Source organism: Pseudoalteromonas sp. S3776 (assembly GCF_005886915.1).
Taxonomy (GTDB): Bacteria; Pseudomonadota; Gammaproteobacteria; order Enterobacterales; family Alteromonadaceae; genus Pseudoalteromonas.
This window is the reverse complement of sequence record NZ_PNCU01000008.1, coordinates 42578-56940: the sequence shown is the minus strand read 5'-3', so window position 1 is coordinate 56940 and position 14363 is coordinate 42578. Positions and strand designations below refer to the sequence as shown.

Genomic DNA, 14363 nt, shown 5'->3' with positions numbered 1-14363 from the left:
GATATGTGCGGAGCTAAAAATATGAAAAAAATGCTACTCTCACTCTCGGTTACAGCTGCTTTGGCAGGTTGTGGCGGCGGAGAAACATTAGAAGATGTTAAAAACGACACTGCAACCGTAATTCCAAATGCCACGGTGACTTTTGACCCTGCTAATGGGGTTCTATCTGTTCCTAACGATTTATTAATGAGCGGCACACAAGATGGCACAATTAATATTCCTGGGGAATTAGATGACGATAATGTTTCAGTACCTCGTACTGCTTATGCAGACCCACAGCTAGCCCTAGGCGCGCTGGATGGCTGGTCATCACAGGTACCTTACAAAATTGATTTAACTTTTCCTACTGGCGTATCGCTTGATGAAACCTCTGCAGCATCGCCCGGTACAGTAAGAATTTTTGAAGTGGTGATGGGCGCAAGCTTAACCGATCCAGACTGTGCAACGGTTGCAGCTGGTACAGCGTGTAAACTGGTTGGCGAATTAACCTATGGCGTAGACTTTATTACTCAAGCCTCTGGCGACGCTGTGGCTATTGTACCCTTAAAGCCATTCACACCGGGTAGTTCATACATAAATGTATTAACCACAGGTTTGAAAGATTCTCAAGGGCGCTCTATTCAACCGTCTTCTACTTATGCTTTAGTCAGTGAAGAAGCCCCATTAATTACAGATGCACAGCTAGGTCTTCAAACCGCAGTAAATAGCTATGAAAATGTAGTGGTGAGCTCGGGTGACATCACTAAAGATGACATTATATTTTCTGCAGCAATGACCATTCAGTCAGCAGGCCCAGTGTTAGGTACAATTAAAAACCTACTTGCGGCTAGCTTACAAAATGACGCATTACCAACTCCAATGGTAAGTGTACCTGAACAAGCTATGGTTAATGTACAGCAAGTATTTGCCAGTGCGGGTGTGAGCGTATCTGATGCGTTTTCTGGTGTTCAATATTTAAAAGGTAGCGTAATGTTACCTATGTACTTAGGCACACCCACCGGTACTGAAATAAGCGATTTAAACGATACATATTGGCAAGGTATGTGTGACAACGCGGTGGCTATTTTAGGTTACAAAGCGGCAGCGGGCGAAGCATTCCCTGCAGACCCAATTAGCGAAAACGACGCACTTTGTGCGGCTTTGAGCAACGGGCAATTACGTGATTTAGGTTTAGACTCTACGCGCCATTTAACTAAGTACAACTCAATACCAAAAGTACAAAGTATGGCGAATGTGCCAGTGCAAATAACTAAACCAATTTTGCCGGTTATTAATTTTATTCGTGATTCACAGGGCCTTGACCCTATTGAAATGCCTGAAACAGGTTGGCCTGTTGTGATCATGCAACACGGTATAACAACAGATAAAGAAAGCATGTTGGCATTGACAGCGCAACTTTCAATTCAAGGTTTTGCTACCGCTGCGATTGACCATCCTCGCCATGGTGAGCGCGGTGTAGACGTGGATGCTGATGGCACAGATGACTTTAATGCCACAACGGGTTCAGTACTTAGTTACATGAACTTAAATTCATTATTAGTTGCTCGTGATAGCTTACGTCAATCATCTGCCGATTTATTAGGCTTACGCTTAGGTTTAAACTTTATTAATGATGAAACAATTAATGCGCAAGATGTAACCTATGTAGGACATTCTTTAGGCTCTATTGTTGCACCTGCATTTATAGCGCAAGCTAATAGCCCACTTGCAGACACAGTTGACCCGTTATTTAAGGTAAACACTGTAGCACTTGCAAGTGGCGGCGGCGGTATAGCAAGCTTTTTACTTGAGTCGGCTGCGTTTGGGCCATTTATTCAAGGCTCTGTGTTATCGCAAGCAGGTACAGCAGAATCTCAAGAGTTTAACGAATTTTTACAAGCGGATGCTATTTCAAACTGTGGTACATTATTACCTGATATGGAAGCGTTTTTAACGTGTGGCTACCAAGCGTATGTAACCTCACTTACTACGGCTGGGGAAACTACAAAACTTGCTAACATTCAAGCGGTAATGACTGAATTTACTTTTGCTGCGCAAACCGCACTTGATAGTGGTGACCCAACAAATTACGCAGCAGCGGTAAATGCATTAGGTACACCTGTGTACACTAATGTTGTTGTAGGCGATGGCGCAGATAACAAACCTGATCAGGTTATTCCGCCAGCGGCAACAAATAACCCAATTTCAGGAACGATTCCATTAGCAAACTTTATGGGGCTAGAAACAGTAAGCACTTCACAAGCACTCAGTGAAACGCCGGGTAGCTACTTGGTGAAATTTACAAAAGGTCACCATGGTTCAATTTTAACACCAGCGCAAGATGAAGCCCAAGCGGCAACTGCTGAAGGCAGTGCAGCCGCAAATGCTGAAATGCAGCTGCAAGTAGCGACTTATTTAGCCGCACGCGGGCGTATGTTATTAGTCAGTAACCCTGAGGTGGTGACCGATTAATCAGCAAATACCTTATTAACCTTTAAAAGCCACTGTTTAGTGGCTTTTTTTTGTTATAAAGCATGATAAATTAGCTTAAATTTATAAATGGAGAGACCAGTTGGAATTTTTATACGAATACGGTTTGTTTTTTGCAAAAACGGTTACCTTTGTTATTGCCATTGCAATTATTTTAACGCTTATTGTTGGCTCAGCAGTGAAGCCTAAAACTAAAAAAGGGGCAATAGAAATAGACGATTTATCTGAGCAGTTAGATGACTTAAAACACAGTTTTTTAGAAAATACGTTAACTAAAAAAGAGCTAAAAGCGCATCATAAAGCGCAAAAAGCCGAATCTAAAAAAGCGGCAAGTGATGAGCCGAAGCCACGCCTATATGTTATTGATTTTATAGGTAGTATGGACGCTCATGAAGTTGAAAGCCTACGCGAAGAAGTGACCGCAATTATTGCTATTGCTGACCCCAAAAAAGATAAAGTATTAGTTCGCTTAGAGAGCGGGGGCGGTGTGGTGCACGGCTATGGTTTAGCTGCATCGCAATTACAGCGCTTTAAAACAGCAGGTATTAACCTTACGGTCTCTATTGATAAAGTTGCAGCGAGTGGCGGTTACATGATGGCCTGTGTAGCCGATGAAATATTAGCCGCTCCTTTTGCGATTGTTGGCTCTATTGGTGTAATTGCACAGATACCTAACTTTAATAAAATTTTAAAGAAAAACGATGTAGAGTTTGAGCAAATTACAGCAGGCGAATTTAAACGCACGTTAACTTTGTTCGGCGAAAACACAGATAAAGCCCGTGAAAAATTTCGTGATGAGATAGAGCAAACGCACGGTCTATTTAAAGAGTTTGTAAGTAGCCAACGCCCATCACTCAATATTGATAACGTGGCAACAGGTGAGCATTGGTTTGCAACACAAGCAATTGAAAAAGGCTTAGTGGATGTAATTAAAACTAGTGATGATGCATTATTAGAGCAACAATCTGAGCGTCAAATATACAAAGTAAAATACAAAATCAAGAAAGGATTAAGTGATAAGTTAGCGATAGGGCTGAGTAGTTCTATAAATAGAGCAGGCGTTAATTTAATGTCTCGGTTTAAAGCAATGAATCCATAAACCGTTATTAAACGGTAATAAAAAACCCTTGCTATGCAAGGGTTTTTTTTAGCTAAAATACTACTCCGTAGATTTGTGATAATCTTCTAGGTCTTTAGCTGCGTTCGGGTCGTTAAATATTGTTTCATCTAGTTGACCTTCTGATTTAGCAACCACACACGTTACCATACAGTCACCCGTTATGTTAACGGCTGTACGCGTCATATCGAGGAGTCTGTCAACACCAATAATAATTGCTATCCCTTCTACTGGTAAACCCACTTGGTTAAGTACCATTGCAAGCATAATCAAACCTACACCAGGTACACCTGCGGTGCCCACCGAGGCAAGCGTTGCGGTTAAAATAACCATTAAATAGTCAGAAATCGTTAAATCAACAGCAAACACTTGTGCAATAAATACTGTTGCTACGCCTTGCATAATAGCTGTGCCATCCATGTTAATGGTTGCGCCAAGCGGGATTGTAAAAGATGCTACTGAGTTATTAGCACCGAGTTTTTTGGTTGCAGTTTCAAGTGTTATAGGCATCGTCGCGCTTGAACTTGAAGTACTAAAGCCAAATAAACACGCATGCTTCATTTTAGCTAAGAAAGTAAGTGGGTTGAGGCCGGTTAGTACTTTTAGAATGACGCTGTAATTAATGAATGCGTGAATTAATAACGCAGCCACTACCACAAGGAAGTACTTAGCTAAGCTGAGTATTAAGCCCATTTCGATAGTCGTGAAAAGTTTAGCCATTAAAAAGAATACGCCGTAAGGCGCAATGTTCATCAGTAACGTGACAAGTTTTAAAATAACCGTGTTTAAATCTTCAAATACGGCGGCTACACGTTTACCAGCTTTACCGCTTAGGGCCATTGAAACACCAAATAATAGCGCAAACACAATAACTTGTAGCATGTTGCCTTTTGCCATTGCTTCAAATGGGTTAGTCGGGAACATATCGATAATAACGCGCGCCAGTGTAGGGGCTTCTTTGGCATTAAAGCTTGCATCTGATGGCAGTGCAATACCTTGGCCAGGGTTAAATAACAACGCCAGCGAAATAGCGACAGTAATAGCCACCGCGGTTGTTACTAAATATAAGCCAATAGATTTACCACCTAAACGCCCTAATTTTTTAGGATCGCTCAGGCTACACGTACCGCACACGAGTGATACGAATACGAGCGGCACAACCAGCATTTTTAAACTGGCAATAAAAATTTGTCCGCCAACATGGAAAAGGCCATCTACAAAAAAAGCTTTAATTGGCAAAGAGAATAACCCAAGAGGAATTAGATAATCGTCTTCACCAGCTAATATAGCCTGAAATAAAAAGCCTACTGCAATACCCAGTGCCATACCTATCATGATACGGGTAGTTAAACTCATTGAACGTATTTTAGACATATTCCCTAATCTATTTTTTCAAATTTGCCATAGACTACCAGCAAGGAAATATTTACTACAGAAAAAAATAACCTTTGCAGAATTTTTTACACAAAAAAGTGATAAAAAACTGTGATATTAGACTAAGTTATAGGTTAATATTAGGTAAACGACTATTAGTAAATAATAACAACGCTAGGGAGAGGTCAATGCCTTTAACGCGACTACTCAGCATTACACTATTTAGCATTTTGCTTTGCGCTTGTGGTGGTGGTGGAACAATCGAAAAAGACGGCACCATCGGAGATGATGACGATTCTACAACAGAAACATCCACTTATACGGTAACTTTAAAGGGTTACACCCAATCTAGTGACACTGAGTCAAACACTGTCACAGCCACTGCTCCTTTAGAACTTAGAGCAACTTTAGAGGATGCAGATGGCGATGCAGTTTCAGGTGAGCGTATTACTTTTACCCTTGCAGACTCTATAGGTGAACTAAACCCTATCACAGGCACAGCCTTGACCCAGTCAAACGGTATAGCGTCAATAAAACTTACCGCTGGTGAAAATGCAGGAGCTGGTGAAGTCACCGCAACCTATACGCTAGATGGTGTAAGTTATACTGACACGTTTGCATTTGAATCGGATGGTGCTCAATCAACAGATCCACAATTGAGCGTCTCACTTGTTGATTCATCTGGAGATGTAACGCGAAGTGTTGATTATTTAAACCCTGCTACTGCACAAGTTGAGCTATTAATTGATAATGAACCAGCTGCTTACGAATTAATTGAGTTTGTGCTTACTGGTTTAGGTAGTATAAACCCTACTAATGGAACAGCTTTAACGAACGAACAGGGCATTGCAACAATTAGCTTACTTGCGGGGACTGAAGCGGGGGCTGGCTCAATTGTCGCAACTTACACCGATAATGAAAATACAGTTTTTAGCTCGGACGGTTACACGTTTACGACCGAAGGCGATGCACCCATTCAAGGTGAGTCACTAGACTTTTCTATCGGTTTGAGCCTTACCTCTTCAACGACTTTATCAGAAATTAGTACAATCAGCGCAGCTGACAGTGCGGTAGTTAAAGCAACTATATTAGACGGCGATGGCGTTGAAGTTGAAGGGGCGGTTGTAAACTTCTCATCAACATTAGGAAACTTAATTCCAAGTATTGGTACTGCACTCACAAATGGCAGCGGCGTTGCATCAATTAATTTAACGTCGGGAACTGTTGAAGGGGCAGGTGTTATAACAGCGCAGTACGAAGGCGTTGAACAAACTCTGGGTTTTTATACAAAAGGGGATGCTGTAAATCCAGACCAAAGTACTGCCGATATTAGCTTTTCTATTTTACAAAATTGTCCTGCAGACTTTAAATCACAAAGAGATGCAAGCCAATGTGACACTGTGACGAGTATTTCTGGTGATTCAACCGCGATTCTTTACGTACAAGTAACAAATGAAAATTCGACAACACCACTTTCACAAACTTTGGTAACAGCAAGCACAACAATTGGCTCAATTACACCTTCAACGGGCACAGCCATTACTGATGCAAACGGTATTGCACTTTTAGATATAGTGCCAGGACAAGATGTAGGTGCTGGTGAAATTACCGTATCTGTTCTTGATAGTGCTTTAACTAAAGCATTTCAAATTGCTGCTGTAGATGTTGAAATTGCCATTAGCAGTTCGCTTGCAGAGGACGAGCTATTAGCTGCAGGTGCAACAGCACTTATTTCAATTGAAATTTCAAAAGATGGTGAGCTATACACGACACCACTTACTGTTGAGTTTTCATCTGGTTGTGTTGGCTCTGGCCAAGCCCTTATAGACGAGACAGTAACCAGCATTGGCGGCTTTGCGCGCTCTACATACCGTCCGCTTACGTGTGTAGGTGGCGATATAATTACAGCGACTGTAATTACAGGCGGTGATACGGTTTCGGCCAGTACGACTATTAATGTATCGCCTGCTAATATTGGCTTTTTACAATTTGTAGAAGTTACTGAACCAGTTATCGCATTAAAAGGAACCGGTGGCGCTGACAGAACTGAAATTTCTGAAGTAACATTTAAACTTGTTGATTCAAATGGTAACGATTTAGCGTCTAGAACTGTGAACTTTGAGTTGTCTACAGCAGTAGGTGGTATAACATTAGGTACTGCTAGTGCAATTACTAATGCTAGCGGTGAAGTAACGACTTCTGTTCAATCTGGTTCAATTGCTACACCTGTACGCGTTATTGCATCTAGCGAAGAAGAGGTTGATGGCGATACGGTTATCGTAACAGCACCTTCAGACATACTTGTAGTAAGTACAGGTATTGCCGACCAAAATAGCTTTTCGCTTTCGCGTTCTATTTTTAACCCTCACGCATTAAATGTTGATGGTAATACAGTGTCGGTTAACGCGCGTCTTGCTGATCATTTTAACAACCCTGTACCAGATGGAACAGCTGTTACCTTTATAACAGAAGGGGGCGTTATAGAGCCAAGCTGTACAACCACGAATGGTGTGTGTAGCGTCACGTGGACCAGTAGCAACCCACGCCCGTTTACTGATTCGATGTATGAAAATACCATTGCTCAAAAGTGTGATGGCGGCTTACCTTGCCCATTAGGTATTTTAAATAATGACTTAACAGTTGATTTACCGCTAGGTGGACGTGCTACTGTGCATGCTTATGCTATTGGTGAAGAAACGTTCTCTGATTTAAATGGAAACGGCTACTTTGACAGTGAAGATTTCTTTGATGATTTATTCGATATTCCAGAAGCCTTTATCGATAATAATGAAGATGGCACTTATGGTGGCAAAGACTGTAACGATGGTACAGACCCATGTTCACGTGATAATTCAACGGGCGATGAGTTTGAAGAGTTTGTTGATTTTGATGGAAATGGGACCTGGACTACAGAAAATGGTTTGTATAACGGTTTGCTGTGTCGCGAAGAAGACGAACTTGCCGGTATTTGTAGCCGTCAAATGGTTAACGTTTTTCAAAACCAAGAAATCGTAATGTCAGGAGATACTGCATTCTTTAGACTAGTTACATACGCTGATGATTGTTCTGCTATTGCAGGGGCAACCGCTTCAGAGGTGCGTGTAAACAGTGACCCTGCAAGCCCACTTGTACGCCGTGTACAAAACGACCCTACTAGCGCGTTAATGTGTCAGGTTGATGCAATTGATTTAACCCAAACTGCATCTGGCACAGCGAGTTTAGGACTTACGGTATTTATAGCAGACATATACAATAACCCAATGCCAGCTGAAACTACTATTTCTATTGATACAGACAATGGTATTTTAACAGGCACCGATAACTATACTTACCCAAATACCACGAGTATTGTTCCTGTTGGTTTATCTTTTGGTATTACGCGAGAAGATTTAGATGGGGGTAACGAGCAGTTTAGCGGTATTTTAACTGTTACTGCCGAAGCGCCTTCTGGTTTAGAAAGTACACTTTCTGTAACCGTAACCGACGATTTATAAACGCGGTAATGTAAAAAATGCCAACCTTAAGGTTGGCTTTTTTATTTGTGTTCTATATATTCCACAGCAATTATTTGAAAAACACTGGTTTGTATAATTTAACTACAAAAATTGTTTGTTTATTCAGTAAATACTGAAAAGTTTGTATTAAAAGCTTGTAACAATAGGTGTTTGTAGATATACCTATAAATATTCGCGCCGTTTATGTCGGCAAAACACATTTAAATATTTGGTTAGAAATAGGCAACTATGGGCAAATCGCTAGTAATTGTAGAGTCACCTGCTAAGGCTAAAACAATTAATAAATACTTAGGTAAAGACTTCATCGTAAAGTCCAGTATTGGACATGTGCGTGATTTACCTACATCAGGTTCGAGTAAAGCTAAAGTACCGGCGACTAAAACGCCAGCTGAAGTTCGTAAAATGGAGCCTGAAGAAAAAGCAGCGTATAAACAGCAACGAGATTACAGAAACTTAGTTGCACGTATGGGGATTGATCCTGAAAAAGGGTGGGAGCCACATTACGAAATTTTGCCAGGTAAAGAAAAAGTAGTTCAAGAGTTAAAAAAGCTGGCCGAAAATGCAGACCAAGTCTATCTCGCAACGGATTTGGATAGAGAAGGGGAAGCAATTGCTTGGCACCTTCAAGAAATTATTGGTGGTGAGCCTGAAAAATACAAACGTGTTGTATTTAACGAAATTACAAAAAATGCGATTCAGCAAGCGTTTGAAACTCCTGGTGAGCTAAATACCGACATGGTATATGCCCAACAAACACGTCGTTTTTTAGACCGTGTAGTGGGTTTTATGGTATCGCCGTTATTATGGGCAAAAGTAGCACGTGGTCTTTCAGCAGGGCGTGTACAATCTGTTGCGGTTCGTTTATTAGTAGAGCGCGAGCGTGAAATTAAAGCGTTTATTCCAGAAGAATTTTGGGATATACACGCCGATGTTAAAAACAGCGAGTCACAATTACGCTTAGAAGTCACTAAACAAGCAGACAAGCCATTTAAGCCAGTTAATGAGGCTCAGGCTACAGCCGCAGTCAAAACGCTTGAGAGCGCAGAATATAAAGTAATAAATGTTGAAGAAAAACCAAGTAAAAGCCGCCCAAGCGCACCTTTTATCACTTCGACCATGCAACAAGCTGCTAGCACCCGTTTAGGGTATGGCGTTAAAAAGACCATGATGCTTGCACAGCGTTTATACGAAGGTGGTTACATCACGTATATGCGTACTGACTCAACTAATCTGTCTAAAGATGCGGTTGAAATGTGTCGTGATTATGTAACCCAAGAGTTTGGTGCCAAGTATTTACCAAAAGATCCAATCAGCTATAGCTCTAAAGGTAACGCGCAAGAAGCGCACGAAGCGATTCGTCCTTCAAGCGTGACTGTGCTTTCGGGCCATGTTGAAGGTGTCGATGCCGACGCTAAAAAGCTTTACGAGCTAATATGGCGTCAATTTGTAGCGTGCCAAATGGTACCTGCAGAATATGACCTTACAACGCTTACTGTGGCCGCTAGCGACTTCCAACTTAAAGCTAAAGGTCGAGTATTACGCTTTGATGGTTGGACTAAAGTACAACCAGCAGTGCGTAAAAAGAATGAAGAAGATCAGTCTCTTCCTGCTGTTAAAGAAGGCGAAGTACTGAGCTTAATTGAGCTTGATCCTAAACAGCACTTTACTAAACCGCCAGCACGCTTTAGTGAAGCAAGTTTAGTAAAAGAGCTAGAAAAACGTGGTATTGGTCGTCCATCTACGTACGCATCAATTATTTCGACAATTCAAGACCGTGGTTATGTAAGAGTAGAAAACCGTCGCTTTTTTGCCGAAAAAATGGGTGAAATAGTTACCGACCGTTTAGTAGAAAACTTCACTGATTTAATGAACTTTGACTTTACTGCAAAAATGGAAGGGCGTTTAGATGACATCGCCGAAGGCGAGCGTGTATGGACCCAGGTGCTTGATAAGTTTTATGCTGATTTTTCTACGCAATTAAATATAGCCAAAGATGAGCCAGATCAGGGCGGTATGCGCTTGAATCAAATGGTCGAAACCGACATTGATTGTCCTACATGTGCTAGAAAAATGGGTATTCGCACAGCATCTACAGGTGTATTTTTAGGGTGTACAGGTTATAACTTACCGCCTAAAGAGCGCTGTACAACCACAATGAACTTAGTTTCAGGAGATGAAGCGGTTGCTGCTGATGTTGAGGACATTGAAACAGAAACATTAATGCAAATGAAACGCTGCCCAATCTGTGAAACGGCTATGGACTCTTATCTAATAGACGAAACTCGTAAATTACATGTTTGTGGTAATAACCCCGCTTGTGAAGGGTATATTGTTGAACAAGGTACCTTTAAAATTAAAGGGTACGATGGGCCTATTATCGAATGTGATAAATGTGGCTCAGACATGGAGCTTAAATCGGGCCGTTTTGGTAAGTATTTTGGTTGTAACAACGAAGAGTGTAAAAATACGCGTAAGTTACTTAAAAACGGCGAAGCTGCGCCACCAAAAGAGGACCCTGTTCACATACCTGAACTTGAATGTGAAAAGTCAGAAGCTTATTTTGTTTTACGTGACGGGGCTGCGGGTATTTTCTTAGCGGCTAATACTTTTCCTAAATCACGCGAGACGCGCGCGCCTAAAGTGGCCGAGCTAAAGCGTTTTAGAGACCGTATTTCACCTAAGTTTTATTATTTAGCTGATGCACCAGAAAAAGATCCTGATGGTAATTTAGCGGTAGTACGTTATAGCCGTAAAAATAAAGCGCAATACGTGATGACTGAAGTCGACGGAAAAGCCACAGGCTGGACCGCACACTACGAAGCGGGTAAATGGGTAGAAGAAGCGAAGAAAAAAGCAGCACCTAAAAAGAAGGCTGCTACTAAAAAAGCGCCTGCAGAAAAGACAAAAGCTAAAAAAGAAGAAGAGTAACTAACCCGTTACTTGTTTTTTAGCCAGTAAAAAACCGGAACGCACAGCCTGTGTCGTTCCGGTTTTTTTATAAGTTCATATGCTTCGCAATGGCTTTGTTAGCCACATATATACTCATAATTTAAATTTTTACAGATGATACTTTTTTATAACCTTCAGACTGCAGTTCATCATTTACACATTGAAGTACGTAACCTAAAAGGTCTTCATTCGCTACATCGTCATCTTTAGCCCAGTTTACACACATATCTGTGTATTCTTTAATTGTTTGTGCAGAAGCAGCAGGTGCATCGTCTGCGATGGCAACTGTTGCAGAAACAGAAAAAAGTGGCGCAACTATTAACGCTAGCAATGCTTTATTCATTTGTTGATTCCTAAATAAATAGTTTGACGATTTAAATACATTTTAAAGTGGTATTTAAACAGTGCCCAATGCAGAACAATTCTGTTGGTATAGTGATTTTTAAACGAAATTAAAATAAAAGATAACGAAAAATTTTTATCGTCAAGATGAGTAGATTACGCTTAAATAATTGTATAAGTAATTGTGCTTAAATAAATTATAAGCTAAGGTCGCTTTTTTATAAAAAGATACGTTAATGTCAGAACATCAAGTAAAACCAACTAATACGCCTCGCAAAATACACAAAGTAGAGCAGGGCTTAGAGTCGCTTATATTTAAAGGTCGCTGGTTATTAGCCCCGTTTTTTGTAGGCTTACTATTTGCTGTTATATTGCTATTAATAAAGTTTTTTAAGCAACTTTATTTAATGGGTATTGCCACTTTTAGTGCAACAAACCAAGAGTTATTAGTGGGTATACTTACCCTCGTTGATACCGCTTTACTGGCTGGTTTATTACTTATTATTATTTTTAGTGGTTATGAGAACTTTGTTTCAAAGCTTAATATTGATGACCATGAAGATAGGCCATCGTGGATGGGAAAAGTTGGTTTTTCTGGCTTAAAAATGAAGTTAATTAGTGCAATTGTTGCCATATCTGCGGTTGAGCTTTTAAAGGTATTTATTAATTCAAATATTCACTCAAGTGATGAGCTATTTTGGAAGGTCATTATCCATGTTACCTTTGTGAGCTCTGGTGTATTATTTGCACTCACTGATTATTTAAATAGCAAAACACAATCACATTAAAAAAGTTAGTTTAATAATGCGCTAGCAGCTATTTAGTTTTATACCTACTAAAGCGTCCACAAGTGTTAGGCGCACAAAAAAGCCCGATAAATCGGGCTTTCAACTATCTGCTAGAGCTTTATTAATTTACAAAAGCGAAATAGCACGCAAAGCCGCTCATGTTTAACGTATTACCATCTAGTGTGGCATTACAATGAGATAATGAGTCATGCGCTTCAGTCACTGTTTTAGTCAGCTCAAATGCTTGATTGGTTTGTGCTAAATTAAACACACACAGCATAGTTTGCTCATTTAATGTTCTGTAAAAAGCGAGTACAGGCTCAGCAGTATCAACAAACTCAATGTCGCCCTCCAATAACACAGCGTGCTGTTTACGCCATGCCATAAACTCACGGTAGGCATTAAGTATAGAGTCTGCATCTTTATCTTGAACAGATACAGCACGTTGAGTGTGTGCGTTATCTACCGGTAACCAAGGTTTGGTATTACTAAAACCTGCATGTTCTGAGCCATTGCCATCCCATGGCATTGGCGTTCTGCAGCCATCACGGCCTTTAAAGTTTGGCCAAAACGTAATGCCGTAAGGGTCTTGTAGGTCTTCAAATGCAACAGAAGCTTCACCTAAGCCAAGCTCTTCACCTTGGTACATGCATACGCTACCACGCAACGACGCTAATAAAGCAGTCAACATTTTGCATTGTGCTGGGTTAATTTCACCATTTTGGCTCCAGCGGCTCGCTACTCGCTCTACATCGTGATTGCTAAACGCCCAACACGGCCAACCCTCAAGCATACGTTGCTCAAGTGTTTGTACGGTTTCTCTAATGTATTCGCTTGAGTAGTCATCAGTTAATAGCTCAAAACTGTAGCCCATGTGCAGCTTATCACCGCCTTGAGTATACTCTGCCATTGTTGCTAATGAATCTTCTGATGAGATTTCACCCAGTGACACAGTGCCTGGGTACTTATTAAGTAATGCACGTATGTCTTGCATAAACTCAATGTTTTCAGGCTGGGTGTTATTATAATAGTGGTACTGAAACGCATACGGGTTATCTTCACTAAAGCCACGGCCTTGGCGTTTATCTTTAGGCTTTGCTGGATTGTCACGTAATTGTGCATCGTGGTAGCAAAAGTTAATAGCGTCTAACCTAAAACCGTCCACACCTTTTTTAAGCCAAAACTCTACGTTTTCTAACACAGCTTTTCTTACATTAGGGTTATGAAAGTTTAAATCTGGCTGTTCGGTTAAAAAGTTATGTAAATAGTATTGACCACGACGAGGCTCCCATTGCCATGCACCGCCACCAAAAATAGAAAGCCAGTTATTAGGTGCTGTACCATCGTCTTTAGCATCCGCCCATACATACCAGTCTGCTTTATCATTGTTTTGGTTTTCGCGGCTGTCTAAAAACCACTGATGTTGGTCTGAAGTATGGCTTAACACTTGGTCAATAATAATTTTGATGTCGCGTTTGTGTGCTTGATCTATTAATTCGTCAAAGTCGTTTAAGTCACCAAAAATCGGGTCTATGTCGCGATAATCGCTAATATCATAGCCAAAATCTTTCATTGGGGATTTAAAAAAAGGAGAAATCCAAATAGCGTCAACGCCTAAGCTTTTAATGTAATCAATGCGATTAATTATCCCTTTAAGATCACCAATACCATCGTTATTGCTGTCTTGAAAGCTTCGCGGGTAAACCTGATAAATAACCGCACCTTTATACCACTGCTGTTGGGCCATGCTTTTCTCCGTCGTTCCACACAGTATTTATATTGTTATTAGTTCGATTGAAACAATCGCTA

The 14363-nt window shown here is 40.8% G+C and carries 8 protein-coding genes; 5 read left to right on the top strand and 3 right to left on the bottom strand.

The genetic code is table 11. The annotated features are described in order from the left end of the window. Positions 1-21 precede the first annotated feature (21 nt). Both CWC16_RS04855 and sohB read left to right on the top strand, forming a co-directional pair. The gene (locus CWC16_RS04855; protein ID WP_138540725.1) at positions 22-2451 is read left to right on the top strand and encodes a VolA/Pla-1 family phospholipase; all 2430 of its coding nucleotides are present in this window, start codon (positions 22-24) and stop codon (positions 2449-2451) included. A 100-nt stretch (positions 2452-2551) separates the two neighbouring features. Further along, on the top strand, positions 2552-3568 hold the full coding sequence (gene sohB, locus CWC16_RS04850; RefSeq protein WP_138540724.1) for a protease SohB: 1017 nt from the start codon (positions 2552-2554) through the stop codon (positions 3566-3568). Positions 3569-3628: 60 nt separating this feature from the next. Here sohB and CWC16_RS04845 read toward each other — a convergent pair whose 3' ends face one another. Next, positions 3629-4960 carry a dicarboxylate/amino acid:cation symporter gene (locus tag CWC16_RS04845; protein WP_138540723.1) on the bottom strand — a complete coding sequence of 444 codons (1332 nt, stop codon included), beginning with the start codon at positions 4958-4960 and terminating at the stop codon, positions 3629-3631. Between the two features lie 188 nt (positions 4961-5148). On the opposite strand from CWC16_RS04845, the gene CWC16_RS04840 reads away from it, so the two are divergent. Beyond that, positions 5149-8454: an Ig-like domain-containing protein gene (locus CWC16_RS04840; RefSeq protein ID WP_138540722.1), complete on the top strand. Its 3306-nt coding sequence runs from the start codon at positions 5149-5151 to the stop codon at positions 8452-8454. A 249-nt stretch (positions 8455-8703) separates the two neighbouring features. After that, a complete protein-coding gene (gene topA, locus CWC16_RS04835) occupies positions 8704-11403 on the top strand; it encodes a type I DNA topoisomerase (protein WP_138540721.1) in 2700 nt (899 codons plus the stop codon). Positions 11404-11524: 121 nt separating this feature from the next. On the opposite strand, the gene CWC16_RS04830 is transcribed toward topA, so the two are convergent. After that, complete coding sequence (locus CWC16_RS04830; protein WP_138540720.1) at positions 11525-11767, bottom strand: hypothetical protein; 243 nt, start codon at positions 11765-11767, stop codon at positions 11525-11527. 235 nt (positions 11768-12002) lie between these two features. On the opposite strand from CWC16_RS04830, the gene CWC16_RS04825 reads away from it, so the two are divergent. Then, positions 12003-12554 (top strand): TIGR00645 family protein, encoded by a 552-nt coding sequence (locus CWC16_RS04825; RefSeq protein WP_138540719.1) that lies wholly within the window; start codon positions 12003-12005, stop codon positions 12552-12554. Positions 12555-12675: 121 nt separating this feature from the next. On the opposite strand, the gene CWC16_RS04820 is transcribed toward CWC16_RS04825, so the two are convergent. After that, positions 12676-14301 carry an alpha-glucosidase gene (locus CWC16_RS04820; protein WP_138540718.1) on the bottom strand — a complete coding sequence of 542 codons (1626 nt, stop codon included), beginning with the start codon at positions 14299-14301 and terminating at the stop codon, positions 12676-12678. Between the last annotated feature and the right edge of the window lie 62 nt (positions 14302-14363).